At 72.3% G+C, this 24,433-nt stretch carries 18 protein-coding genes; 11 read left to right on the forward strand and 7 right to left on the reverse strand.

The features are described 5' to 3' along the window. The 3 genes from ACFWXC_RS22550 to ACFWXC_RS22560 all read left to right on the forward strand — a co-directional run. A partial coding sequence (locus tag ACFWXC_RS22550; protein WP_384481261.1) for a SpoIIE family protein phosphatase occupies positions 1-1,754 on the forward strand: 1,754 nt, incomplete at its 5' end. A gap of 182 nt (positions 1,755-1,936) precedes the next feature. Further along, positions 1,937-4,573: a SpoIIE family protein phosphatase gene (locus ACFWXC_RS22555; protein WP_384481534.1), complete on the forward strand. Its 2,637-nt coding sequence runs from the start codon at positions 1,937-1,939 to the stop codon at positions 4,571-4,573. 54 nt (positions 4,574-4,627) lie between these two features. Further along, positions 4,628-5,932, forward strand: coding sequence for a hypothetical protein (locus tag ACFWXC_RS22560; protein WP_384481263.1), 1,305 nt, complete (start codon positions 4,628-4,630; stop codon positions 5,930-5,932). A gap of 3 nt (positions 5,933-5,935) precedes the next feature. Here ACFWXC_RS22560 and ACFWXC_RS22565 read toward each other — a convergent pair whose 3' ends face one another. Next, complete coding sequence (locus tag ACFWXC_RS22565) at positions 5,936-7,771, reverse strand: glycoside hydrolase family 15 protein (RefSeq protein WP_384481265.1); 1,836 nt, start codon at positions 7,769-7,771, stop codon at positions 5,936-5,938. 169 nt (positions 7,772-7,940) lie between these two features. Between ACFWXC_RS22565 and ACFWXC_RS22570 the strand changes: the two genes are divergently transcribed. The 5 genes from ACFWXC_RS22570 to ACFWXC_RS22590 all read left to right on the forward strand — a co-directional run bounded on the left by ACFWXC_RS22570 (position 7,941) and on the right by ACFWXC_RS22590 (position 12,975). Next, positions 7,941-8,147 (forward strand): hypothetical protein, encoded by a 207-nt coding sequence (locus ACFWXC_RS22570; protein ID WP_382536869.1) that lies wholly within the window; start codon positions 7,941-7,943, stop codon positions 8,145-8,147. Positions 8,148-8,163: 16 nt separating this feature from the next. Beyond that, positions 8,164-8,724: a nucleoside deaminase gene (locus tag ACFWXC_RS22575; protein WP_384481267.1), complete on the forward strand. Its 561-nt coding sequence runs from the start codon at positions 8,164-8,166 to the stop codon at positions 8,722-8,724. Between the two features lie 111 nt (positions 8,725-8,835). Continuing rightward, complete coding sequence (gene sthA, locus ACFWXC_RS22580) at positions 8,836-10,239, forward strand: Si-specific NAD(P)(+) transhydrogenase (protein ID WP_384481269.1); 1,404 nt, start codon at positions 8,836-8,838, stop codon at positions 10,237-10,239. A 291-nt stretch (positions 10,240-10,530) separates the two neighbouring features. Continuing rightward, complete coding sequence (locus ACFWXC_RS22585) at positions 10,531-12,003, forward strand: APC family permease (RefSeq protein ID WP_384481271.1); 1,473 nt, start codon at positions 10,531-10,533, stop codon at positions 12,001-12,003. 12 nt (positions 12,004-12,015) lie between these two features. Next, positions 12,016-12,975 (forward strand): hypothetical protein, encoded by a 960-nt coding sequence (locus ACFWXC_RS22590; protein WP_384481273.1) that lies wholly within the window; start codon positions 12,016-12,018, stop codon positions 12,973-12,975. Between the two features lie 10 nt (positions 12,976-12,985). Here ACFWXC_RS22590 and ACFWXC_RS22595 read toward each other — a convergent pair whose 3' ends face one another. From ACFWXC_RS22595 to efeU, 3 genes are all read right to left on the reverse strand, one after another. Then, the gene (locus ACFWXC_RS22595; RefSeq protein ID WP_384481275.1) at positions 12,986-14,146 is read right to left on the reverse strand and encodes a HoxN/HupN/NixA family nickel/cobalt transporter; all 1,161 of its coding nucleotides are present in this window, start codon (positions 14,144-14,146) and stop codon (positions 12,986-12,988) included. Between the two features lie 153 nt (positions 14,147-14,299). Then, the gene (gene efeB / locus ACFWXC_RS22600; RefSeq protein ID WP_384481277.1) at positions 14,300-15,571 is read right to left on the reverse strand and encodes an iron uptake transporter deferrochelatase/peroxidase subunit; all 1,272 of its coding nucleotides are present in this window, start codon (positions 15,569-15,571) and stop codon (positions 14,300-14,302) included. 47 nt (positions 15,572-15,618) lie between these two features. After that, positions 15,619-17,730 (reverse strand): iron uptake transporter permease EfeU, encoded by a 2,112-nt coding sequence (gene efeU / locus ACFWXC_RS22605; RefSeq protein WP_384481279.1) that lies wholly within the window; start codon positions 17,728-17,730, stop codon positions 15,619-15,621. A gap of 240 nt (positions 17,731-17,970) precedes the next feature. On the opposite strand from efeU, the gene ACFWXC_RS22610 reads away from it, so the two are divergent. Further along, entirely contained in the window at positions 17,971-18,672 is a 702-nt protein-coding gene (locus tag ACFWXC_RS22610) for a phosphatase PAP2 family protein (protein WP_384481281.1), read from the forward strand. A 47-nt stretch (positions 18,673-18,719) separates the two neighbouring features. Here the strand turns inward: ACFWXC_RS22610 and ACFWXC_RS22615 are convergent, their stop codons facing one another. Continuing rightward, on the reverse strand, positions 18,720-19,667 hold the full coding sequence (locus tag ACFWXC_RS22615) for a lysylphosphatidylglycerol synthase domain-containing protein (protein WP_384481283.1): 948 nt from the start codon (positions 19,665-19,667) through the stop codon (positions 18,720-18,722). Positions 19,668-19,816: 149 nt separating this feature from the next. On the opposite strand from ACFWXC_RS22615, the gene ACFWXC_RS22620 reads away from it, so the two are divergent. Together ACFWXC_RS22620 and ACFWXC_RS22625 are read left to right on the forward strand one after the other, a co-directional pair. Continuing rightward, positions 19,817-20,200, forward strand: coding sequence for a BlaI/MecI/CopY family transcriptional regulator (locus ACFWXC_RS22620; protein ID WP_384481285.1), 384 nt, complete (start codon positions 19,817-19,819; stop codon positions 20,198-20,200). After that, the gene (locus ACFWXC_RS22625; protein ID WP_384481287.1) at positions 20,197-21,093 is read left to right on the forward strand and encodes a M56 family metallopeptidase; all 897 of its coding nucleotides are present in this window, start codon (positions 20,197-20,199) and stop codon (positions 21,091-21,093) included. The genes ACFWXC_RS22620 and ACFWXC_RS22625 overlap by 4 nt, the downstream gene beginning before the upstream one ends. 191 nt (positions 21,094-21,284) lie before the next feature. Here the strand turns inward: ACFWXC_RS22625 and ACFWXC_RS22630 are convergent, their stop codons facing one another. Together ACFWXC_RS22630 and ACFWXC_RS22635 are read right to left on the reverse strand one after the other, a co-directional pair. Continuing rightward, positions 21,285-23,630 (reverse strand): glycoside hydrolase family 65 protein, encoded by a 2,346-nt coding sequence (locus tag ACFWXC_RS22630; RefSeq protein WP_384481289.1) that lies wholly within the window; start codon positions 23,628-23,630, stop codon positions 21,285-21,287. Further along, positions 23,627-24,361: a beta-phosphoglucomutase family hydrolase gene (locus tag ACFWXC_RS22635; RefSeq protein WP_384481291.1), complete on the reverse strand. Its 735-nt coding sequence runs from the start codon at positions 24,359-24,361 to the stop codon at positions 23,627-23,629. Before ACFWXC_RS22635 ends, ACFWXC_RS22630 begins: the two co-directional genes overlap by 4 nt. Positions 24,362-24,433 lie beyond the last annotated feature (72 nt).

Raw genomic sequence — 24,433 nt, forward strand, 5'->3', positions numbered from 1 at the left:
AAAATACGGGCGCCAGCTTTTTTTGTTTTAACGCTACCGGGCTGTACCTGGGGCCCCCGCCCGGCCCCGCGCACCCCCCCCTGGTCGCGGGTATCGTCATGGACCCGGGCCCGGTCGGGTCCGCCGACGGGGTGGCCGATCTGCTCCCCCAGGGCGTGTTCTGCCTGGATCGCTCGGGGCTGCTCCGCTACGTCAACCCGGCCGCCGCCCGCCTGACGGGCCGGCCGGCCGCCGAACTGCTCGGCCGCCCCGTGTGGGAGGCCATGCCGTGGCTGGGCGGATCGCCGTACGACGACCACTGGCGCGGTGCGCTGCTCGCCCCCGACCCGGTGCACTTCCAGGTCCGCCACGGGGACACCGGGGAGGGCGACTGGCTCGCCCTGTCCCTGCACCCGGGCCCCGACGTCATCACCGGCACGGTCGTCCCGGCCCACCTGATCGACCCGGCCGTACACCTGTCCAGCCCGCCGGAGCCGGGTGCGGCGGGCGGTCCGGCCCCCGTCGGGGGTCCCTCGGCGGCCCCGCTGTACCGGCCGATCGCCCTGGCCATCGCGCTGACCGACGCGGTGACCGCCCGGCAGGTGTCGGCGGTGGTGATGCAGGAACTGCTCCCGGCCTTCGGCGGCCGCCGGCTGGCCATCTACCTCCTCCAGGACCGGCATCTCTACCTGGCCTGGGAGTACGGCTTCCCGGCGGGCTTCCTCGCCCCCTTCGACGGGGTCGGTCTCGACGCCCGCATCCCTGGCGTCGAGACCCTCACCACCGGCAGACCGCTGTTCTTCGAGTCGATGCGGCAGCTGGCGGACACCTACCCGGGCCTCGCCCTGGACGCCGTCGTGGGCGCCCGCGCCTTCCTGCCGCTGATCGCCTCCGGCCGCCCGGTCGGCACCTGCATCCTCGGCTTCGACGTCGAGCGCGCCTTCACCACCGAGGAGCGCACCGTCCTCACGGCGCTCGCGGGCCTGATCGCGCACGCGATGGAGCGGGCCCAGCGCTACGACAGCGAGGCGGCCCTGGCCCGCGGCCTCCAGCAGGCACTGCTGCCGCGCCGGCTGTCGGCGCACCCGCAGGTGGAGACCGCCGGCCGGTATCTGCCGGGCACCCAGGGCATGGACGTGGGCGGCGACTGGTACGACGTCATCGAGGCCGGCGACGGACTCGCCCTGGTCATCGGGGACGTCCAGGGGCACGGGGTGCAGGCGGCGGCCACCATGGGACAACTGCGTAGCGTGGTAAGGGCGTTCGCGCTCGGTGACCGGCCGCCCGACGAGGTGCTGAGCAGTACCAACCATCTGCTCATCGACCTCGACCCGGGCCAGTTCGCCAGCTGCTGCTATCTGCGCCTGGACCCCGCCACCGGGCTGGCCCGGGTCGCCCGGGCCGGTCATCCGCCGCCCCTGCTGCGTGCCCCGGACGGCCGCACCCGCGTCGTGGACATCGCCGGCGGAGTCGTGCTCGGCGTGGACCCGCGCGCCCGGTACCCGGTGACCGAACTGGAGCTGGAGCCGGACGCGATCCTGGCCCTGTACACGGACGGGCTGGTGGAGCGGCCGGGCGAGGACATCGACGACGGGATCACGGCGCTGCGGCTGGCCCTGGCGAGGGCCGGGTCGGCGCCGGGCCGGCGCGGCGGCCACTCGCTGGCCGGGGTGGCCGACCGGCTCACCGCGACGGCCCGGCACGCCGCCGACCGCCCCGACGACGTGGCGCTGCTGCTCGCCACCCGCCGCCGGACGTCCGGGGACCACCGGTGACACGGCACAACGGGCGATCGAGCCGGATACCTCCTGAGACCCTCTCGCCTCGCAGGGCCGGGCAGTGTAGACATGGGCTCATGGTGCGTCTGCCCGGCCGGTCCGACACTCGGCCGCCCCCTTCCGGGACTCCGCGCGCGCCGCTCGCAGAGCGGGAGCAGACGGCGACCCGGCCCGGGCATATGCCGTCCGGGCGGCGGTGGTCGGCGCACAGCGGTCGCAGCGTGGCCGGACAGGTGTTCATGCTGCAGGTGGTGATCGTGCTGCTGCTCGTCGTGTCGGCGGTGGTGGCACAGGTCCTCCAGGTGCGGCACGACAGCACTACGGAGGCCCGCAACCGGTCCGTGGCCGTCGCCGAGTCCTTCGCCAACGCGCCCGGCACCGCCGCCGCACTGGGGCTGCCCGACCCCACGGTCGTGCTCCAGCCCAAGGCGGAGGCGGCCCGCGAAGCGACCGGCGTGGACTTCATCGTCGTCATGAACACCGAGGGGATCCGCTACACGCACCCCAAGCCGGACCGCATCGGGAAGAAGTTCGTCGGGAACATCGGGCCCGCGCTGGCCGGCGGCACCGTCACCGAGGAGGTCAAGGGCACCATCGGGGAGCTGGTGCAGGCCGTGGTCCCGGTCCGGGACGCCGACGGCAAGGTGGTGGGGCTGGTGTCGGCCGGCATCACCACCGCGCACGTGGGCGGCACCGCCGACCAGCAGCTGCCGCTGCTGCTGACCTCGGCCGCCGCCGCGCTGGCCCTGGCGACGGCGGGCACGGCACTGGTCAGCCGCCGGCTCAGGCGCCAGACGCACGGTCTCGGCCCGCACGAGATGACCCGCATGTACGAGCACCACGACGCGGTGCTGCACTCCGTGCGGGAGGGGGTGCTGATCGTCGGCGGCGACGGCAGGCTGATGCTCGCCAACGACGAGGCACAGCGTCTGCTGGACCTGCCCGCGGACGCCGAGCACCGCCGGATCCGGGACCTCGGCCTGGACAGCGACACCGCGGAGCTGATCGCCTCGGGCCGGATGGCGACCGACGAGGTGCACCTGGTCAAGGACCGGCTGCTGGCGGTCAACCAGCGCCCCATCGAGGTGCGCGGCGGCCCGCCCGGCAGCGTCATCACCCTGCGTGACTCCACCGAGCTGCGCGCCCTGTCCGGGCGCGCCGAGGTGGCCCGCGAGCGCCTGAACATGCTGTACGACGCCGGGGTGGGCATCGGTACCAGCCTGGACGTCACCCGCACCGCCGAGGAACTGGCGGAGCTGGCCGTGCCCCGGTTCGCGGACTATGCCGCCATCGACCTGTACGACGCGGTCCTCAAGGGCGAGGAGCCCAAGCCCGGGGACGCGCTGCGCCGGGTGGCGTTCACCGGGCTCGACAAGGACGCACCGCTGTACCAGGTCGGCGAGCGGATCCGTTTCGTGCCGTCCTCGCCGCAGGCCCGTTGTCTGGATTCCGGCGAGTCCGTCGTCGAGCCGCGGCTGCGGGACGCGCCCGGCTGGCGGGCCCAGGACGTGGAACTCACCGGCCGGATCCTGGACTTCGGCATCCACTCGCTGATCACGGTGCCGCTGCGGGCCGGGAACCTGGTGCTGGGGCTGGCCAACTTCTGCCGTTCGGAGAAGCTCGCGCCGTTCGACACGGAGGAGCTCGCCCTCGCGGAGGAGCTGGTGGCCCGGGCCGCCATCTCCATCGACAACGCCCGCCGCTACACCCGCGAGCACAGCATGGCGGTGGCCCTCCAGCGCAGTCTGCTGCCGCGCAGCCTGCCCGAGCAGACCGCCCTGGACATCGCCTACCGCTATCTGCCGGCGCAGGCGGGCGTGGGCGGCGACTGGTTCGACGTCCTGCCGCTGTCCGGGGCCCGGGTGGCGCTGGTGGTCGGGGACGTCGTCGGGCACGGGCTGCACGCGGCGGCGACCATGGGGCGGCTGCGTACGGCCGTGCACAACTTCGCGGCGCTGGACCTGACCCCCGACGAACTGCTGAGCCTGCTGGACGAGCTGGTGGGCCGTATCGACCAGGACGAGACCCCCACGGACAGCACCGCCCCGGTCACGGGGGCGACCTGCATCTACGCGATCTACGACCCGGTGTCCCGGCGCTGCACGGTGGCCCGGGCCGGTCATCCGCCGCCGGCGCTGCTCCGGCCCGACGGCAGTGTGGAGTTCCCGGAGGTGCCGGCCGGTCCGCCGCTGGGGGTGGGCGGACTGCCGTTCGAGACGGCCGACGTGGAGCTGCCCGAGGGCAGCAGTCTGGTCCTGTACACCGACGGGCTGGTCGAGGACCGGCAGCGGGACATCGACGAGGGTCTCGAACTGCTCGCCGGTGCCCTGGAGTCGGCGGCCGGCGGCACCCCCGACGAGACCTGTGCGGCCGTCCTGGAGCGGCTGCCGGCCCGTCCCAGCGACGACGTGGCGCTGATCGTCGCCCGCACCCGGGCACTCGGCACGGACCAGGTCGCCGAGTGGCAGGTGCCGGCCGACCCGGCGGCCGTATCCGAGGTGCGGTCCAAGGTGACCCGCCAGCTCGCGGACTGGGACCTGGACGAGCTGTCGTTCACCACCGAACTGATCCTCAGCGAGCTGGTCACCAACGCCATCCGCTACGGCCGCGCGCCCATCGGGGTACGGCTGCTCCGCGACCGGACGCTGATCTGCGAGGTCTCCGACGCCAGCACCACCTCGCCGCATCTGCGGTACGCGGCGAGCACCGACGAGGGCGGCCGGGGCCTGTTCCTGGTCGCGCAGATGGCCGAGCGCTGGGGCACCCGGTACACGCCCGCCGGCAAGGTCATCTGGGCGGAGCAGGTGCTGCCCTGACCCCTCGCACAATTGTGTTGAGGACACGTCACCCCGTGCGTGATGATCTCCGGTATGTTCTCGCGCCGCAGCCGCCGCCCCAAGTCCGCCGACCTCGTCAAGGCCTGGGAGTGCCTGGACTCCGGGGATCTTCCCGGAGCGGTACGGCAGTTGCGGGCCGCCGGGGAGGACGCGCCGGTCGCCGAGGTGGCCCTCGTGGTCGAGCGGGCCGCCCGGGCGGCGGGCTTCGAGGACCTCGAACAGGCCGCCGCCGCGCTCGCCGCCCAGCCCGACCATGCCAGGAACCTCTTCGACTTCGGGTACGCGTGTGTCGAACGCGGCCTGTCCTTCCTGGCGATCCCGCCGCTGCGCACGGTGCTGGACCACAACCCGGGTGCGCCGGCGGTCCTGCGGGAGCTGGTGTCGGCGTACGAGCGCGAGGAGCGCCACCAGGAGGCGATGACCGAACTGGCCCGGCACGAAGGCGAGTTCGCCGACTGGCCGGACCGGTATCTGCTGGTGTACAACGCGCTCATGGCGGGCGAACTCGACACGGCCCGCCGTCAGCACGCGCAGCTGTCCGAGCCGCAGGACGCGCAGTGGCTGCCCACACGGGACCGCCAGACCCGGATGCTGGAGCGGGCCGCCGCCCTCGGCGAGCCGTCGGGGCTGCGTGACTGGCAGTACGTGATCGGCGGCCAGGTGCTGGGCACGCTCTCCCCGTTCGGCTTCGCCGCCGGCATGGCGGGCCGCTACGCCTGGCTCCAGGACAGCCCCGAGCAGTGTCTGGCCGGCCTGCGGCGGCTGGCGATCCTGCTGGCCACGACGCGGGCGAACCCGCGCTCGGTGTCCCTGCTGCCCGACCGGGGCTCGCGGATCCTGGGCCTGGCCGCCGCCGAGGTGCTGGACCTGCCGGCCGTGCCGTTCGAGCCGGGCCGGCCGGACACCGTCGTCGTGGCGTACGACCTCAACGAGCTGGCCGGGCACCCGTCGGGCCCGGAGGTCATCGGCACCCTCTTCGAGCGCGCGCCGGGCCAGGTGCTGCACGAGCACGCCAGCTGCTGGACCGACACCCCGGCCGTCACGGCCGACAGCATCGGCCTGCTGCACCAGTCGGTGGTGGCCCCGTGGGACGAGCGGCTGCGGGCCGGCGAGAACGGCGAGGCGGAGCGGGTGCCGGCCGACGAGCGGTCCGAGGAGGAGTCGGCCGCCGAGATCGTCCGGGCCGACGCGACACCCGACGAGGGCGACGGTGAGGGGCCCGCCGACCCGGACGAGGCATTTACCGCGTTCGCGGAGTCCGTCCGGGACAGCTGGCTCACCGGTGACCGGGCCCGTGTCAACTCATCAGGCCCGGTGCGCAGTTCACGCTTCGCGTGAGCGTCAGCCGAGCGCCCGGTCCAGGTTGAAGGCCGCGCTGATCAGCGAGAGATGGGTGAACGCCTGCGGGAAGTTGCCCTGTTGTTCTCCGGTACGGCCGATCTCCTCGGCGTACAGGCCCAGATGGTTGGCGTAGGTGAGCATCTTCTCGAAGGCGAGCCGGGCCTCGTCCACGCGTCCGGCGCGCACCAGGGCCTCGACGTACCAGAAGGAGCAGATGGAGAAGGTGCCCTCGTCGCCGCGCAGGCCGTCGGGGCTGGCCTGTGGGTCGTAGCGGTAGACGAGGGAGTCGGAGACCAGGTCCTCGCCCAGGGCGTCCAGGGTGGAGAGCCACTTGGGGTCGGTCGGGGCGATGAACTTGGCCAGGGGCATCATCAGGAGTGAGGCGTCCAGGACGTCCCCGCCCTCGTACTGGACGAAGGCGCGGCGCCGCTCGGACCAGCCGCGGTCCATGATCCGCCGGTACACGGCGTCCCTGGCGCCCTGCCAGTGGGCCAGGTCGGCGGGCAGGCCGCGCCGGTTGGCCAGCCGGATCGCCCGCTCGATGGCGACCCAGCACATCAGACGCGAGTAGAGGAAGTTCTTGCGGCCGCCGCGGGTCTCCCAGACGCCCTCGTCGGGCTGGTCCCAGTGGTCGCAGACCCATGCGACGAGCCGGGTGACGTCGTCCCACTGGGCGCTGGAGATGGGCTGGGCCCACTTGTCGTAGAGGTAGATCGAGTCGATGAGGGCGCCGTAGATGTCCAGCTGGAGCTGGTCGGCCGCGGCGTTGCCGACGCGTACCGGGGCGGATCCGCAGTGGCCCTCCAGGTGCGGGAGCTCGCGTTCGGGCAGGTCGGTGCGGCCGTCGATGCCGTACATGATCTGCAGCGGTCCCGAGGGGGCGCCGTCGCCGGGGCTGATGTAGGTGGTCAGGAACTTCATGAAGGCCTCCGCCTCGCCGGTGAAGCCGAGCCGCAGCAGGGCGTAGACGGCGAAGGCGGCGTCGCGGATCCAGACGTAGCGGTAGTCCCAGTTGCGCTCGCCGCCGAACTGCTCGGGGAGGCTGGTGGTGGGCGCGGCCACGATGGCGCCGGTGGGCGCGTAGGTGAGCAGCTTCAGGGTGAGTGCGGAACGGTGCACCATCTCGCGCCAGCGGCCCCGGTAGCGGGACCTCGACAGCCAGCGCCGCCAGTAGCGGACGGTGGCCTCGAACTGCCGCTCGGCCTCGACATGGGCGCAGCCGCGCGGGGCGATGTGGTCACCGGCCTGGTCGAGGGCGAAGACCGCGGACTCGCCCTCGGCGAGTTTGAAGTCGGCGTGGGCGTCCGGGCCGTCGCTCTCCATGGCCACCGTGGCGGTGAGCGCCAGGGACAGCGTCTCGGACTCGAACAGGGCGGTGCCGTCGCGCATGCTCAGGGTGTGCGGGTCGGCGCCGTAGTTGAAGCGGGGCGCCACCCGGACCCGGAAGGGGACGGTGCCGCGCACGCAGATCACCCGGCGGATGAGCCGGTGCCGCTCGCAGTCCCCGGACTCGCCGGCGACCGGCATGAAGTCCTGGACCTCGCCGACGCCCTCGTCGGTGAAGAACCGGGTGATCAGCACGTTGGTGTCGGGGAAGTAGAACTGCTTGGTACGGGCCGGTACGGCCGGGGCGAGCGCGAAGTGGCCGCCGCGCTCCGCGTCCAGCACGGCCGCGAAGACGCTCGGGGCGTCGAAGGCCGGGCAGCAGTACCAGTCGATGGTGCCGTCGCTGCCGACCAGGGCCACGCTGCGCAGGTCGCCGATCAGCCCGTGCTCGGCGATCGGCAGGTAGCGGGGGCTGCCGGGCGCATTCTGAAAGAACCGCTGTTCGATCATCGAGGCGGCCTCCCCTGGACGGATGTATAGGCACATTACATCTTAAAAGGGATAATTTCCTTCCAGCGCCGGGTACCCGCTGCGGGAAGAGCCCCGAACCGCTCGGGATGCGGGGTGCGACCGGGCGGGCAATGGTGAGAGTGTGCACCCGCTCCGCGAAGGAGAGACCATGTCGACCACAGAACCCGAAGCGTCCCGGTCGTCCGACGACCGCGCCACCCCGGACTCCCTGCTGCACAGCGCCCCCGGCACCGGGGTGGCGCCCGAAGACCTGGTGATGGCGTCGGGCCGGGACGTCACCCCGGCCACGCTGGAATGGGCCCGGAAGAAGATGGAGCGCGAGGGGCCGAACTGCATCGAGAGGCTCCTGCCCTGAGGAGAGTCGACCGACGTTGGACAGGCGCCGTCTGCTCGGACTGCTCGGATCGGCGGGCGTGGTGTCGTCCGCCCCTGCCCCGGCCGGGCCCACGCGCGGCGACCGCCAGGATCACGCGCGGTTCATGAGGGCCGCGGTCGACCAGGCGCGCCGCAACCCCCGCTACCCCTTCGGCGCGGTGCTCGTGGGCTCGGGCCGGGTCCTGGGACGAGGGGTGAACACCTCGGCCGAGAACCCGACGTACCACGGGGAGATGGTCGCCATGGCCGACTACGTGCGCCGGGTCGGCAACCACGGCTGGGCCGCGACCACCCTGTACTCGACCGGGGAACCGTGTGCCATGTGCATGAGCGCCTGCGCCTGGGCGGGCGTGGGCCAGGTCGTCTGGGGCACCTCTCTCGACGGGCTCGGCCGTACCGGCCTCGTCCAGATAGCCATCCCGGCGCGGGAGGTGGCCGACGCGGCCAGGTCCTTCTACGCCCCCCGGCTGCTCGCGGGAGTGCTGGCCGAGACGACGGACGCGCTGTTCCGGCGGGCCCAGATCCTGCGCGGGAGCCCGGCGGACGGGGCGTCCTGAGGCGGCCGCGCGGCGCGGGATGCGCAACGGCCCAGGTCCGTACCGGATTTCACGCGAAGGTTGACCGTTCTCCCTTTCGAAGCGGGGGCGCCTGCTGACAGACTCCGCAAGGTGCCAGACTTCGACATGCTCGTCATCGGATCCGGACCCGGCGGCCAGAAGGCCGCCATCGCTGCGGCCAAGCTGGGCCGCCGGGTCGCCGTGGTCGACAGCCCCGAGATGGTCGGCGGTGTGTCCATTCACACCGGCACCATCCCCTCCAAGACCCTGCGCGAGGCGGTCCTCTATCTGACCGGTCTCACCCAGCGCGATCTCTACGGCCAGAGCTACCGGCTGAAGGAGGACATCACCGTCGCCGACCTGACCGCGCGCACCCAGCACGTGGTCAGCCGCGAGGTGGACGTCATCCGCAACCAGCTCTCCCGCAACCACGTCACCCTCTGCTCCGGCACCGGCCGGTTCGTCGACCCGCACACCGTCGCCCTGCGCGAACCGAACGGCGACGAAAGGCTGTTGACGGCGGAGCACATCGTCATCGCCACCGGCACCCGGCCGGCCCGCCCGGACAGCGTCGAGTTCGACGGCCGCACCATCATGGACTCGGACAACGTGCTGTCGCTGGAGCGGGTGCCGCGCTCCATGGTCATCGTGGGTGCCGGTGTGATCGGCATGGAGTACGCCTCGATGTTCGCCGCGCTCGGCAGCAAGGTCACCGTGGTCGAGAAGCGCGCGGCCATGCTCGACATGTGCGACGTCGAGGTCGTCGAGTCGCTCAAGTACCACCTCAGGGACCTGGCCGTCACCTTCCGGTTCGGCGAGACCGTCGCCGCCGTCGAGCGGCACTCCCGGGGCACCCTGACCGTGCTGGAGAGCGGCAAGAAGATACCGGCGGACACGGTGATGTACTCGGCGGGCCGGCAGGGCCTGACCGACGGACTCGACCTGGACAAGGCTGGCCTGTCCGCGGACCGGCGGGGCCGGATCAAGGTGGACGAGCACTTCCGCACCGAGGTGCCGCACATCTACGCCGTCGGCGATGTCATCGGCTTCCCGGCGCTCGCCGCGACCTCGATGGAACAGGGCCGGGTCGCCGCTTACCACGCCTTCGGGGAACCGGTCGGGCAGATGGACAACCTGCAGCCGATCGGGATCTACACCATCCCGGAGATCAGCTTCGTGGGCCGGACCGAGGACCAACTCACCGAGGAGTGCGTGCCGTTCGAGGTCGGTGTGGCCCGCTACCGGGAGCTGGCCCGGGGCCAGATCATCGGCGACTCGCACGGGATGCTCAAGCTCCTGGTCTCCCCCGACGACCGGCGGCTGCTCGGTGTGCACTGCTTCGGTACCGGAGCGACAGAACTGATCCATATCGGTCAGTCGGTGATGGGTTGCGGCGGCACGGTCGACTACCTGGTGGACGCCGTCTTCAACTACCCGACGCTCGCGGAGTCGTACAAGGTTGCGGCCCTGGACGCCACCAACAAGCTGCGACAGCTCGACCGGCTGGAGGACTGAGGGGCCCAGGGAACCACTGCTTCCGGGGTGGGGGTTGGCCACTTCAAGTGGCATATGTGATTACCGGTCGGTCAGCTTGAAAGGTCAAAGGGTGCCGCTATAGTCACACCCACACACGCGGTGTGACCGTTCGCCAACTCTCGGCATGCGGCCTTCACCACCCCTTTGTCTCTTCCGACCGGCCCCCTGCCCGAGGCCATCCCTCACCGGCTGCGAGGCGGGTCGTGCACCCCCGTACCACCGCGGGCCTGCACTCCCGTGCGCCCTGCACGACCGGAAAGCAGCACAACCATGAGCAACAACAGGGGCAGAGGGCTGCAGGCCAACGCCCTCGGCACGTTCGACACCGTGGTCATGGCCGTCGCGGGCAGCGCACCGGCGTACTCGCTGGCCGCGACGACCGCGGTCCTGGTGGGGGCGGTGGGGCTGGCCAGTCCGGCCGCGCTGCTGTGGTGCGCGATACCGATGCTGGGCATCGCGCTGGCCTTCAGTTACCTGGGCCGCATCGATGTGAACGCGGGCGCGAGCTACTCCTGGGTGGGCCGCACCCTGCACCCCTTCCTCGGCTTCGTCAGCGGCTGGGCGCTGGTGGTGTCCGCGACCATCTTCATGGTGGCCGGTTCCCTGCCCGCCGGCTCGATGACGCTGTCCCTGTTCGACGCGGACCTCGCCGACAACGTGGCGCTGTCCACGGTGGTCGGGGCCGCCTGGTTCCTGGTCATGCTGGCGGTGGTGCTCGGGGGCGCCCGGCTCACGGTCCGCGCCCAGCTGCTGATGTCCGGCATCGAGCTGGCGATCCTGCTGCTGTTCGCGGTGCTCGCCCTCTTCCACAGCGGCAACGCCCGCGCCTTCCACTGGTCGTGGCTCGGCTTCAGCCACTTCGACGGCGTCTCCGGTTTCGCCTCGGGCGCGCTGATCGCCGCGTTCTACTACTGGGGCTGGGACGTCACCAGCAACCTCAGCGAGGAGACCCGCAACTCCCGCCGTACGACCGGACTCGCGGGCCTGATCGGCGTCGGTATCGTCTTCGCGCTTTTCGAGGTGTTCACCATCGCCGTGAACGTCATCCTGTCCGCGGACCAGATCGCGGACAACGACGCCAACGTGCTGGCGGTCCTCGGCGAGGAGATCTGGCCGGGCTGGGGCGGCAAACTGCTGATCGTCGCCGTGATGCTGTCCACCATCGCCACCCTGGAGACGACCCTCATCCAGGTCACCCGCTCGCTGTTCGCCATGGGCCGCGACCGCACGATGCCGGCCGCGCTGGGCAAGGTGCACCGCACCTGGAACACCCCGTACGTGGCGATCGCCGTGGTCGGCGCGGTGGCGCTGGTGATGTTCATCGCCTCCAACGCGCTGGGCTCGGTGGGCGAGATCCTCTCCGACGCCATCTCGGCGATCGGCCTGCAGATCGCCGTCTACTACGGGCTCGCGGGCCTCGCGGTGGTCGTCGCCTACCGCAAGATGCTCTTCAAGTCCGCGGGCAACTTCCTGCTCGGCGGGCTGTGGCCGCTGCTCGGCGCGGTGTTCATGTTCTGGATCTTCGTCGAGTCGCTGGGCGAGCTGAGCACCGCGGCGATCACGATCGGCGTCGGCGGTCTGGCCGTCGGCCTGATCCCGATGCTCTGGTACTGGAAGCAGGGCAGCGACTACTACCGGCCTGCCAAGCTGGACGCCACCCACACCGTCGAGGCCGACTACGTGCCCGACGAGCATGCCACCGCACAGGCCCAGGCTTACGAAGGCCTCCCCACGGATTTCTGAGGTACGAGCCCGATGGCGAGAGACCGCTTCGTCCCCGATTTCGACCCGGACTGCGGGGACACCGCCCTCACCTCGGCCCGGCAGGACATCGTCATCGGCCGCTGGCAGGGCCTGAGGGACCTGCTGCGGACCACCGGCCCCGACTGGCTCGTCCGCGGGCACCGGGTGCGGCTCCTTGCGCAGGCCTGCGCGGGCAGTTCGACGGCGGAGTCCTGGCTGGCCGCGGAACCGCACGGGGCCGACGCGCTGGCGCTGCGGGCGGCGACCGAGACGGCCCGGGCGTTCACCCTGGCCATCTCGGCGGGCCGGGGTGCCCCGATCGACCGGTCCAGGATCGACGCCGCCGTGCTGGCCTGTCTGGCGGCCACGGAGGCCTACCCGCAGGACCCCACCCCCTGGGTCTCCCTGATCTCGGTGGCACGGCTGTATCCGACCGGGGTGCGCCGGCAGGAACTCGCCCGCTGGTGGGACGAGTTGCACCGGCGCGACCCGTACAACGTGGAGGGCCATCTCCAGGTGCTCCACTACTACTCCGCGCGCTGGCACGGCACGCACGGCCTGATGTACGACTTCGCCCGGGACGCGGCCGGGGTGGCCCCGCCCGGCTGCGCACTGCCGGTCCTGGTGCAGTACGCCCGCGTCGAGGAGTTCCGCTTCGCCCTGGACGAGGCGCAGGGACAGCAGACCTCGGTGGGGCACGGCCAGCACTGGAAGCACGACGGCGCGGTCAGCGACGTACGGCGCACCTGGGAGCGCTGGATCGCCCAGCGCGGTGACGAACCCGTCGCCCCCGGCGAACTGCGTGACCTCAACTACCTGACGCACGCGGCCTGCCAGGCGGGGGTCACGGACATCGCCTCGGCCCTGCTGCGGATCCAGGGGCGGCGGGTGACCCGCACCCCCTGGTCCTACACCGGTGACGCGGAGAAGCAGATCGTCAAGTGGCGGGCGGACCTGAAGATCCGCGGCTGACGGCGGCGGGCTACGCCTCGGTCCGCTCGGCGGACCGGGCGAGGCCCGTCGTCCACTTCTCCTCGATGCGGCCCGCCTTCCAGATCAGCAGGGCGATCGCCCAGGTGGCGAAGAACAGGCCGACGATGACGAAGCCGACGGTGTTGAGGTCGAGGCCGGAGACCCAGTCCCAGAAGACGCCGTGCAGGTCCAGCTTGTCGGCGAGGAGGCCGAGGAGTTCCACCGTGCCGATGATGAAGGCGACCGCTACGGACAGGCCGGTGATGGTGAGGTTGTAGTAGACCTTGCGGACCGGCTTGGAGAACGCCCACTCGTAGGCGAAGTTCATGAACGAGCCGTCGATGGTGTCGAGCAGCGACATCCCGGCCGCGAAGAGCACCGGCAGGGTCAGGATGGCGTACCAGGGCAGACCGGAGGCGGCGCCGGAGCCGGCCAGGACCAGCAGGGCGATCTCCGTGGCGGTGTCGAAGCCGAGTCCGAACAGCAGGCCCAGCGGGTACATCTGCCAGGGCTTGCGGATGGAGCCGGTGACCCGGCCGAGGAAGCGGTTCATGAAGCCGCGGTTGTTCAGCTGCGTCTCCAGGGCGGCCTCGTCGTAGGCGCCGGAGCGCATCTGCCGGAAGACCTTCCAGATGCCGGCCAGGATGACGAGGTTGATGCCGGCGATGAGGTAGAGGAAGGTCCCGGAGACCGTCGTACCGATGAGGCCGGTGACCTCGTGGAGGTGCGAGTCGTCGTCCTGGACCGGGCCGGCCAGGGTCTTCATGCCGAGCGAGAGCAGCAGGGCGAGGCCGAAGACGATGCTGGAGTGGCCGAGGGAGAACCAGAAGCCGACGGACAGCGGACGCCGGCCCTCGCCCATCAGCTTGCGGGTGGTGTTGTCGATGGCCGCGATGTGGTCGGCGTCGAAGGCGTGCCGCATGCCCAGGGTGTACGCGGTGACGCCGATGCCTATGCCGAAGGATTCGGTGCCGACGCTGAAGTGCTGGGGCGCGATGATGCCGACGAGGGTGCCCCAGCCGATGACGTGCAGGGCGAGGACGAAGGCGGCCATCCCGCCGACCCTGGTCCACTCCTGCCGTGTCATGGAGCCCCGGACACGGCGCCAGGCCGAGCGCTTGGTCTCGGCCTGGACGGGGAGGGACGGAGCGGAACCAGGGGCGGCCGTCATCGGGAGGTGCATCCTTCGGTCGAACATGTTGAGCAGCTGCGGTCAGCAGCCTTGTGTCATCTTCCCGTACTTGCAAATCGTTCGCACTAAAGGCGATGACAGGCCTTTCCCATGAGAAGGCAAAGGGAAGGCAAGGGAGGGAAGGGAAGGCGCTCAGGCGGCCAGCAGCCCGCTGCCCAGCCAGTCCTTGCCGTTCTTCACGCCGGGCAGGGCGAAGAAGTACCCGCCGCCGGTCGGGGAGATGTAGTCGACCAGGGGCTCGTCGATCAGCCGGGTCTGGGTGGCCTCGAACTGGCGCCGGACGTCCTGCTGGTAGCAGCAGAAGACCAGGCCCATGTCGAGGTTGCCGACGCCGTCGACGCCCCGGTCGTAGTTGTAGCCGCGGCGCAGGATGCGGGAGCTGTCGGTCCTGGCGGTGCGCGGGTTGGCGAGCCGGATGTGGGCGTCCAGCGGGATGGCGCTGCCCTGCGGGTCCTTGACGTAGTTCGGGACGTCGGTCTCCTCGGCGCCGTCCAGCGGGGCGCCGGTGTCCTTGCGGCGGCCGAACATCAGCTCCTGCTCGCTGAGCGAGACCCGGTCCCAGAACTCGACCAGCATCCGGATGATCCGGATCACCTGGTAGCTGCCGCCCGCCGTCCAGGCCGGCTCGCCCTGTCCGTCGCCGACCCAGATCAGCCGGCCGGTCTCGCGGGCCGAGCCGACGTCCGGGTTGGCGATGCCGTCCTTGAAACCGAGCAGGTTGCGCTGGGCGCCGGTGGGGCGCGGGGCGTTCTGGAAGCCGTCCACGCGCCACTTGATCTGCATGGCGCCGCGGGTGTGCTTGGCGATGTCCCGGAGCGCGTGCAGCACGGTGTCCTGGCTGCCGGCGCAGATCTGCAGCGAGAGATCGCCGTGGCACTCGGCGGGCCTCAGATTGTCGTTCGGGAAGGTCCGCATCGGCGTCAGCCGGGCCGGCCTGGCCTTCGCCAGGCCGTAGCGGTCGTCGAAGAGGGAGGCGCCGACGCCGACGGTGACGGTCAGTGCGTCGGCGGGGACCTCGGGGCCGAGGATGCCGTTGTCGGAGGGCGGCGCGCCGACGCCGAGGTCGGTGGGGGTGCCGCCGGAGGTGAGGAAGCGGGCCCGCTCGGTGATCGTCCTCAGCAGGTCGGCGAGGTCCTGCCGGGTGTCGGCGATGACGTCCAGGGAGGCGAAGGTGGCGGCGGCCGGAGCGGGGGTGAGGATGCCGGCCTGGTGGGTGCCGTGGAAGGGAACCTTGACGGTGCCGCTCGCGTCGTCGGTCGCGGCCTCCGCGGTGCCGCCTGCCTGGCCGAGCGCGAAGCCGCCACCGGCCAGGACCGCGCCCGCGGCGCCGGCACCCAGCGCCGTCCGCACGAAGGAACGGCGGCCCGCGCCCATCGGGCAGGACGGGGTCTCGGCAGCGGACATCGGAGGGTTCCCTTCGTCGTACGGGTGCTGGTGCGGTGCGGTCTTCATCAGGCGGACTTCCTGATCTCCAGGAGGTCCGGCACCGGGGAGAGGTCCTCGAGGAGCTGACCGGTGGCCCCGCTGATCCGCTGCCGGGTGACGGTGTCGAGCTGCTCCACCGGGGTCCAGGCCGTCCCCCGGTGCCCGGCGTCCAGAATTTGCTGCAGGCGGGCGATGTCCGCGTCCACCGTGGGCAGCAGCTTGGGCGCGCGGGTGGTCAGCAGCGGCCTGAGCACGGCGAGCAGCTCGCGGGTGCCGGCCAGGTTGGCGTTCACGGTGGCGAGGTTGGTGCCGCTGCCCTCGTCGGTGTCGCCGGTCAGCTCGAACTGGAGGGTGTTCTCCAGGATCTCGTGGGCGCGCAGTGGCAGGTCGCCCGGATCGAAGTCCTGGGCGGGGAACGCCTTCCGGAGCCCGGCCGCCGCGTCGGCGAGCGCCTGGGCGGGGGCCTTCAACCGACCGGCGGACTGCCCGTGCCACAGTCCGTACTCGACCCGGTGGAACCCGGCGAAGTCCTTGTCGGCCACCCCGCCGGCGAGCCCGTCGGCGCGGCCGTTGATCTTCTGGTCGTAGTCCTCGAAGGTCCCGTAGGCGGCGCCGAGCGAGGCGTAGGTGAGGTGGGCGGTCAGCCAGTCGGTGCGGGCCCTGTCGAGGTGGTTGCCCTCGATGTCGGCGTCGAGCGTGCGGGTCTGGGTGACGAGGCCGGCCAGCCCCTGCTCGACGTACTCCTTGTAGGCCTTCAGGGGCGCCGCGAGGTCCTGCTCGGAGACCGGTACGACCGCCCGGGCGGCGCTTCCGCCGCCGGTGACCGTGACCGACGCGGAGGTGACGGCCCGGCCGCTGGAGGGGACGCAGCGCCAGGCGTAGGTGCCGCCGGCGACGGTGGCGACCAGGGCGCGGGTGGTGCCGGGGGCGAGGCCTTCGACCTCGCCGTAGACCGCGTTGCTGCTCGGGTCGATCAGGTACACCTCGGCGGTCCTGCTGCCGGTGTTCCGCATCTGGAAGGTCTGCCGGCCCGGCTCGGGCGCGGTGAAGCCCTTGCCGCACTCGGTCTCGGAGACGGCGACGGTCTCACCGCCCGTGGACTTGGGCCGGGCGAAGGCGACGACGAGTCCGGCGACCACGGCCGGGACGGCGACCACGGCGACGGGGATCACCCAGCCGGGCCTGCGCCGCGGCACCCTGACCGACCGCGGCTCGGGCTCGGACTCGGGCTCGGGGCTGTCGACGGCGGCAGTCGGCCCCGCCGACGGCTCCGGCTTCTCGGCGGCGGGCTGCGCCCCGGACTCGGCGGTGGTCGGCCGCGGCGCCGTGGCCTGCACTCCGCGCACGAACAGCGTCATGACCACGGCGAGATAGCCCACGTACCCGATCACCTGGAGCCAGGTCATGGCCGGGGTGATGTTGAGGACGCCCTGGAGGAGCGTGCTGTACCAGGAGCCGGCGTCGATGCTGCCGCTCAGGTCGAAGGCATAGGCCGTTCGGCCCGGGAAGACCCCGCCCTCCTGGAGGTCCCGCAGCCCGTAGCCGAGAACACCGGCCGCGATCACGATCAGCACGGCCCCGGTGCGGGTGAAGAACCTCGTCAGGTTGATCTTCAGGACCCGGCGGTACAGGCCCCAGCACAGGGCCGCCGCCAGGACCAGGCCGATCCCGGCGCCGGTCAGGGGGCCCGCGGACTCGCCGGCCGCCTGGGCGGTGGTCCACAGGAACAGCGCGGTCTCCAGGCCCTCGCGGCCGACGGCGAGGAACGAGGTGACGACCAGCACGCCCGAGCCCACGGCCAGGGCGCCGGTCACCTTCTCCTTGATCTCGCCGGAGAGGCTGCGGGCCGAGCGGCGCATCCAGAAGACCATCGCGGTGACGAAGGCGACCGCGATCACGCTGAGGGTCCCGCCGAACGCCTCCTGCGCGGTCGTGGAGAGGGAGGCGGCGGTGAAGGTGAGGACCGCGCCGAAGCTCATCGCCAGCGCGATCGCGCCGAGGACACCCGTCCAGACCTGTGGCAGCCGGTTCCTGGCGCCGGCCCGCACCAGGGTGGCGACGAGGATCGAGACGATCAGGCCGGCCTCAAGGCCCTCCCTCAGTCCGATCAGGAAACTCGGAAACGCGTCGTCCCACATCCGCCGCAGCCCTCCCCGGCAGGCCCGTCCCCGCCCTTCGGCTCGAACTTAGTGAAGGCATGCCTTACTTCCGCCGACCATCATGACTACACCCGTGTAGTCAGTCGGTCATGAACGGGCAATGGTGCGGCAAAAGTCACGAGCGCACCCGAACTCGCGCGCACGGGAACACGGGCCGGTCTGCGATCGTCTACAGTCCAGTAGACCGTCACCGCGCAGGAAAGGGCCGCCACCGGGGTCATGAACCGCAAGAGGACCGCGGAGTACGCGGCGAGCGTCGGCCTCGGCGCCTGGGCGGCGTTCGCCGTGCTGGCCCTGGTCGTGGCCGGCCATCACGGCGCGCCGCTCGCCGTGGACCGCACCCTGCTGGCCTGGTCCCTCGGCCACCGCCCGGACGTGGCGGTGGCCGCGGCCCGGGGACTCACCGCGACCGGCACCGGGGTCGTGCCGTACGCCCTGGCCGTGGCGGCCGGGCTGCTCGCGGGCCGCACCCCGCGGCAGCGGATCGCCGCCGTGCTCCTCTGCGTGACCTGCCTCGCCCTGGGCCAGGCGGCCCGGTACGGCGTGCTGGAGCTGATCGCCCGGGCCCGGCCGCCGCAGGCCGACTGGCAGACGCACGCTTCCGGCTGGTCTTTCCCGTCCGGCCACAGCACGACGTCCGCACTGGCCGCCGGGCTGGTGGTCCTCGCGCTGTGGATACGCGCCCCGCGCGGCCGTACGGCGTGGTGCGTGGCCGTCACCTGCTGGGGGCTCGCCGTCGGGGCCACCCGGGTGTTCCTCGGTGTGCACTGGGGCACGGACGTGGTCGGCGGCTGGCTGTTCGCGGTCGGCTGGCTCGCGGTCTGCCGGTGTCTGGCCGCCCGTTGGGTGCCGGATCCGGGGGCCCTGGACGACGTATCCGGGAGTCCGGTGACGGAGACCGGCGGGAAGCACGGCGGTTGACGTCGGGGCCGATGCCGCCGGACGCCCGCCCGGTGCGGCCCACCCGGTCACAGCGCCCGGCGCCGGACCAGCAGCCCGAGCACCAGCAGGCCGGGAAGCAGCGGCAGCCACACGGTCAGCAGCCGGTAGCCGAGCACGGCGGAGGCGGCCGAGACGGCCGGGGTCCCGGAGGCGGTCAGGGCGAGGGCGAGGGCCGCGTCGAGCGAGCCGAGTCCGCCCGGGGTGGGCAGCAGTGCGGCGGCGCCGCTGGCGGCGAGGTAGAGCAGCGCCACCCGGGCCGGGGACAGCGGGAGTTCGACCGCCCGGGTCACGGCGATCAGGACCAGGGCGTGCAGCCCGGCGAAGGCGAGGGAGCCGCCCCACAACGCGGCCGCGCGGACGGGGCGGGCGTGCAGGGCCCGGATGTCGGCGGCCACGGCGGTCACCGCACCCCGGCAGCGGGCCCACAGCCGGGCCCGGATCAGGACGACGAGCAGGACGGCCGCGGCGGTCACGGCGAGGAGCACGGCCACCGACAGGTGGGGGATCCGCAGCAGCCCCGGACAGGCGGGGGCGAGGACGGCGATCAGGGCCAGGCGGACCACGGCGCCGGCGGCCGCCTTGACCGCGAGGGCCGACGCGCCGCGGCCGGCCGGGAGTCCGCAGCGCATCAGGAAACGCAGGTTCACCGCACCCGCGCCGAGACCGGCGGGCAGCAGATGGTTGGCGGCCGAGGCGGCGAACTGCGCGGCGACCAGGCGCCCGCCCGGCAGCCGGCGGGCGACCGCGCCCTGCTGGGCGAGGGCCGAGGAGACCCAGGTCCCGACCGCCGCCAGGGCCGCCACGAGCAGCCAGCCCTGGTCGGCGACGGCGAGCCGGAGCGCCCCGTGCTCCACGGTCGGCCAGTGCCGGCGGACCAGCCAGCCCGCACCGGCCAGCAGGGCGAGGCAGAGACCGGTCTGCCAGTAGACGCCCCGGCGGCCCATGACGGGCGTGGCGTTCACGTTCGGGACCATGGCGGCACCCACCCCCTGTTCCCCTGTCAGCTCGCAGGACCGTTCTTGGGCTTCAGGGACAAACACTGACAAACTAACCGTAATTACCGGCGTAGGCCGCGCAGATACGTCCATACGAACGGCGGCACTACGCGCTGTAAGGTTGTGCCATGGCTGGCACAGGGTCCCGCGGCAGGGCGGAGCGGCGCAGCGCCGGAGAGCTGGAGAGCGAAGTGCTGGCAGCCCTGTGGGCGACCGAACGCCCGTTGACCCCGGCCGAGATCCAGTCCGAGATCGCCGGCGGACTCGCCTACAACACGGTCCACACCATCCTCAAACGGCTGTACGACAAAGGGCTGGTACTGCGGGACGCCGACGGCCGGCGCGGTGCCTACCGGCCGGCGAAGAACGCGGCCGAGCTGACCGCCGAGGCCATGCACGAGGCCCTGGACCGGGGGCCCGACCCGATCGCCGCCCTCCAGCAGTTCGTGTCCGGGCTGAGCGCGGAGGAGGAGCGGGCGCTGCGCAATCTGTTCGCCGGGGGCGGCGCATGAGGTTCGACGTCTACACCCCGCTGCTGGTCTCCCTGCTGCTGCCGTCGGTCAGCGCGGTGATCGCCCGCCGGGTGGCCCCGGCCCTGGCAGCACGTGTGCTGACCTCGGCCGCCGCGCTGACCGCCGCCGCGACCACCTGGTCCCTGATACTGCTGACGACCGCGCTGCTGGGCGATGCCCCGCCGGTGATCCGGGAGGCCCGCGAAGACGGCCGCCCGCTGACCGACCCGGTGCCCGAGGTGATCGGCGTCGCCGCCTGCCTCATGCTGGCCGTGGTGGTGTGGCGGGTGCAGCGGGCGGTGCGCGCCGAGCGCCGGACCCGGCGGGCGCTGCGCCGACTGTGCGAGGGGCATCCCGGGGACACCGAGCTGGTGGTGGCCGCCTGCGAGGTGCCGCAGGCGTTCGCGATCCCGGGCCGGCCCGGCCGGATCCTGGTCACCTCGGCGATGCTGAGCGCGCTGGCACCGGCGGAGCGGCGGGTGCTGCTGGCCCATGAGCGGGCCCATCTGACGCACCGGCACGGCCGCATGGTGACGGTGGCGACCCTCGCGGCGGCCGCCAACCCACTGCTCGGACCGGTCCGTGCGGCCGTGACCTTCCTGGTGGAACGGTGGGCGGACGAGCGGGCGGCGACGGAGGTCGGGGACCGGGTGACCACGGCCCGCGCGCTGGCCCGCGCCGCCCTCAGCGCGGGACGCGCCACCCGCCCGTCCTGCGCCCTCACCTTCACGGACCGCGCGGTGACCCGCCGGGTGGCGGCGCTCCAGACCAGCCCGCCGCCTGCCCTGTGGCCGGCCGCGGCGGGCGTGCTCGCGCTGGGCGCCGTGGCGGCCCTGTTCGCGGCGGACGCGACGGGCGACCTGGTGCGGCTGCTTTTCAACGCGCTCACGTGAAGCGCCCCCTTCAGGGGCGCGGGGAACTGCGCGACCAGCCACGCCGATGGCGCGGACAACCGATCGCAGATCGCGGCACTTCCAGCGAAACGCTTACGAAAGAGCGCCGTAGGGGTCCGGATGCCTTGCGAAGTGCCGGTTGACTGTGGCTGGTCGCGCAGTTCCCCGCGCCCCTTACAGGGCGCTGAGGCTTAGCTCGGCCGAGTCGGTGCCCGGTGCAGTGGCTGGCCCGGCGTCGGGCCCGGCCTGGCCGGTGGCACCGCGCGCACGGCCGGGCTGTCCGAGCCGACCGTCACCGGCTCCCCGTGGTGGTGGACGGTGAGCGGCGGGCCGTCGAGGAGGGTGTAGGTCGCCTTGTCGGCGCCGATCTCCACGCGCAGCCTGCTGCCCCGCAGTTGCAGGTTGAAGGCGAGCCGACGCAGCCGCTCCGGCAGCCGGGGCGCGAACCGGGCCCCGTCGTCGTAGTGGCGCATTCCGCCGAAGCCGGCCACCAGCGCCATCCACGTGCCGGCCAGGGAGGCGATGTGCAGTCCGTCGCGGGTGTTGTGCTCCAGGTCGTCGAGGTCCATCAGCGCGGCCTCGGCGGTGTAGGCGTGGGCCAGCGTCAGATGCCCGGCCTGGGCGGCGACGACGGCCTGGCAGCAGGCGGACAGGGAGGAGTCGCGCACGGTCAGCGGCTCGTAGTAGGCGAAGTTGCGGGCGATGTGCTCCTCGTCGAAGTAAGCCCCGCACGTGTACATCGCCAGGACCAGGTCGGCCTGTTTGACGACCTGTTTGCGGTAGAGGTCGAAGTAGGGGAAGTTCAGCAGCAGCGGGTACTGCTCGGGGCTGGTGTTCGCGAAGTCCCACCGTTGGTAGCGGGTGAACCCGGCGTGCTGCTCGTGGACGCCGAGTTCGTGGTTGTAGGGGACGTGCACGGAATCGGCGGCGTCCCGCCACGCGGCGCTCTCCTCCGCGTCGACACCGAGCCGCGCCGCCTGCCGGGGATGGCGTTCGACCGCGTCGGCGGCGGCCAGCAGGTTCGCCCGGGCCATCAGGTTGGTGTACGTGTTGTCGTCGGCGACCGCGCTGTACTCGTCGGGGCCGGTGACGCCGTCGATGTGGAAGGCGCCGCGGCTGTCGTGGTGGCCGAGCGAGCGCCACAGCCGGGCGGTCTCCACGAGCAGTTCGACGCCGGTGTCCCGTTCGAAGTCGGTGTCGCCGGTGGCGGCGACATAGCGGACCACCGCGTCGGCGACATCGGCGTTGACGTGGAAGGCCGCGGTGCCGGCCGGCCAGTACGCCGAGCCCTCCGAGCCCGCGATGGTCCGCCAGGGGAACGCGGCCCCGTCCAGGCCGAGCTGGGTGGCGCGTTCACGGGCGGCGGGCAGGGTGTTGTGCCGCCAGCGCAGCGCCTCGGCGACGGCGTTGGGGGCGGTGTGGGTGAGGACGGGCAGCACGAACATCTCGGTGTCCCAGAAGGCGTGCCCGTCGTATCCGGAGCCGGTCAGCCCCTTGGCGGGTATCGCGCGCTGTTCGGCGCGGGCCCCGGCCTGCAGCACATGGAAGAGGGCGAAGCGGACGGCCTGCTGGACCTCCTCGTCGCCGTCCACCTCCACGTCGGCGCGGGACCAGTAGTCGTCCAGGTAACCGCGCTGGTCGTCGGCGAGGCCCTGCCAGCCCTCGTGCGCGGCGGCCGCCAGGGCCGCGTCCACCTGGTCGGCCATGGCGGGCAGCGAGCGCACCCCGGACCAGCCGTGGGCGACGAACTTCTCCACCCTCAGCCGCTCCCCCGGCTCCAGCACGGAGGTGACGGTCAGCCGGGCCACGTCGGTGTCGCTCTCGGCCTGTGTGGTGGTCCGCCCGGGACCGGCGACCGTGTGGTCGGCGGCGACCGCGACCCGCAGGCCGCTGCGCCGGGTGCGGTGCACCAGGCGCAGCCGGCGCCCGGAGGCGAAGTCGTCCTCCTGCTCCAGCGGTGACTCCAGCGCCACCGCGGCGCGCGGGTCGCCGTTCGCGCCGGGCAGCTGCTCGTTGGCGACCAGCTCGGACTGGATCACGATCCGGCAGCGCCGGTCGACGGCCTCGACCTCGTAGGCGACGGCGGCCACCGCCCGCTGGGTCAGCGACACCAGCCGGGTCGAGCGCACCCGCACGGTGGACCCGGCGGGCGAGGTCCACTCGCAGGTCCGCTCCAGCACGCCCCGGCGCAGGTCCAGGACCCGCTCATGGGCGACCAGCCGGCCGTAGCGCAGGTCGAAGGGCTCGTCGTCGACGAGCAGCCGCAGGATCTTGCCGTTGGTGATGTTGATGACGGTCTGTCCGGACTCCGGATAGCCGTAGCCGGCCTCGGCGTACGGCAGCGGGTGCACCTCGTGCACGCCGTTGAGGTAACTGCCGGGCAGGCCGTGCGGCTCGCCCTCGTCGAGGTTGCCGCGCCAGCCGACATGCCCGTTGGACAGCGCGAACACCGACTCGCTCTGCGCGAGCACGTCGAGGTTGAGGGCGGTCTCGCGGACCGCCCAGGGCTCCACGGCGTACGACCGGTGGGTGATCACTCCTTGCCTCCCAGCTCGGCGAGGTCCGTCACGACGGTGTCCGCGCCGTGTGCGTACAGGGCGTCCGTCTGGCCGACGCGGTCCACGCCGACGACGTACCCGAACCGGCCGGCGCGACCCGCGTCCATGCCGGCGAGGGCGTCCTCGAAGACGGCGGCGTGGGCGGCCTCGACACCGAGGTCGTGGGCGGCGGCCAGGAAGGTGTCGGGGTGCGGTTTGCCGGGCAGATGGCGCTCGGCGGCCACCACCCCGTCGATGCGGACGTCGAAGAAGTGCTCGGCGCCGATCGAGCGCAGCACGTCACGGCAGTTGGCGCTGGAGGAGACGATCGCGGTGCGCAGCCCCTGCGCGCGGACCGCCTCCAGGTAGCGAAGGGTGCCGTCGTAGGCCTCGACGCCGTCGGTGCGGATCTTCTCCAGGAGCAGTTCGTTCTTGCGGTTGCCGAGGCCGTGCACGGTGGCGGCGTCCGGCGGGTCGTCCGGGGTGCCCTCGGGCAGGTGGATGTCACGGGAGTCGAGGAAGGCACGGACCCCGTCGGCGCGGGGGCGTCCGTCGACGTACTCGTCGTAGTCGGCGACCGCGTCGAAGGGACGCTGGCCGTCGTAGCCGCGCAGGAAGGCGTCGAAGGTCTCCTTCCAGGCCGCCGCGTGCACGACGGCCGTCTTGGTGACGACCCCGTCGAGATCGAAGAGACAGGCCTGGATGGTGTCGGGCAGACCGAGTGCTGTCATGTCCGGCATCTTCCCCACCCGGCAGCTTCCAGGGGGTGGTACACACCACATCCCGGGCCCGGTGTCACACTT

The sequence above is a fragment of the Streptomyces sp. NPDC058683 genome, assembly GCF_042716195.1.
Taxonomy (GTDB): Bacteria; Actinomycetota; Actinomycetes; order Streptomycetales; family Streptomycetaceae; genus Streptomyces.

What these genes read in the sequence shown, in the direction of transcription:
- ACFWXC_RS22555 (WP_384481534.1), top strand. Translation starts at nt 1,937, where the DNA reads ATGCCGTCCGGGCGGCGGTGGTCGGCGCACAGCGGTCGCAGCGTGGCC.
- ACFWXC_RS22635 (WP_384481291.1), bottom strand. Translation starts at nt 24,361, where the DNA reads ATGACAGCACTCGGTCTGCCCGACACCATCCAGGCCTGTCTCTTCGAT.
- efeU (WP_384481279.1), bottom strand. Translation starts at nt 17,730, where the DNA reads ATGTGGGACGACGCGTTTCCGAGTTTCCTGATCGGACTGAGGGAGGGC.
- ACFWXC_RS22565 (WP_384481265.1), bottom strand. Translation starts at nt 7,771, where the DNA reads ATGATCGAACAGCGGTTCTTTCAGAATGCGCCCGGCAGCCCCCGCTAC.
- ACFWXC_RS22615 (WP_384481283.1), bottom strand. Translation starts at nt 19,667, where the DNA reads ATGGTCCCGAACGTGAACGCCACGCCCGTCATGGGCCGCCGGGGCGTC.
- ACFWXC_RS22610 (WP_384481281.1), top strand. Translation starts at nt 17,971, where the DNA reads ATGAACCGCAAGAGGACCGCGGAGTACGCGGCGAGCGTCGGCCTCGGC.
- efeB (WP_384481277.1), bottom strand. Translation starts at nt 15,571, where the DNA reads ATGTCCGCTGCCGAGACCCCGTCCTGCCCGATGGGCGCGGGCCGCCGT.
- ACFWXC_RS22585 (WP_384481271.1), top strand. Translation starts at nt 10,531, where the DNA reads ATGAGCAACAACAGGGGCAGAGGGCTGCAGGCCAACGCCCTCGGCACG.
- ACFWXC_RS22570 (WP_382536869.1), top strand. Translation starts at nt 7,941, where the DNA reads ATGTCGACCACAGAACCCGAAGCGTCCCGGTCGTCCGACGACCGCGCC.
- ACFWXC_RS22595 (WP_384481275.1), bottom strand. Translation starts at nt 14,146, where the DNA reads ATGACGGCCGCCCCTGGTTCCGCTCCGTCCCTCCCCGTCCAGGCCGAG.
- ACFWXC_RS22560 (WP_384481263.1), top strand. Translation starts at nt 4,628, where the DNA reads ATGTTCTCGCGCCGCAGCCGCCGCCCCAAGTCCGCCGACCTCGTCAAG.
- ACFWXC_RS22625 (WP_384481287.1), top strand. Translation starts at nt 20,197, where the DNA reads ATGAGGTTCGACGTCTACACCCCGCTGCTGGTCTCCCTGCTGCTGCCG.
- ACFWXC_RS22590 (WP_384481273.1), top strand. Translation starts at nt 12,016, where the DNA reads ATGGCGAGAGACCGCTTCGTCCCCGATTTCGACCCGGACTGCGGGGAC.
- ACFWXC_RS22620 (WP_384481285.1), top strand. Translation starts at nt 19,817, where the DNA reads ATGGCTGGCACAGGGTCCCGCGGCAGGGCGGAGCGGCGCAGCGCCGGA.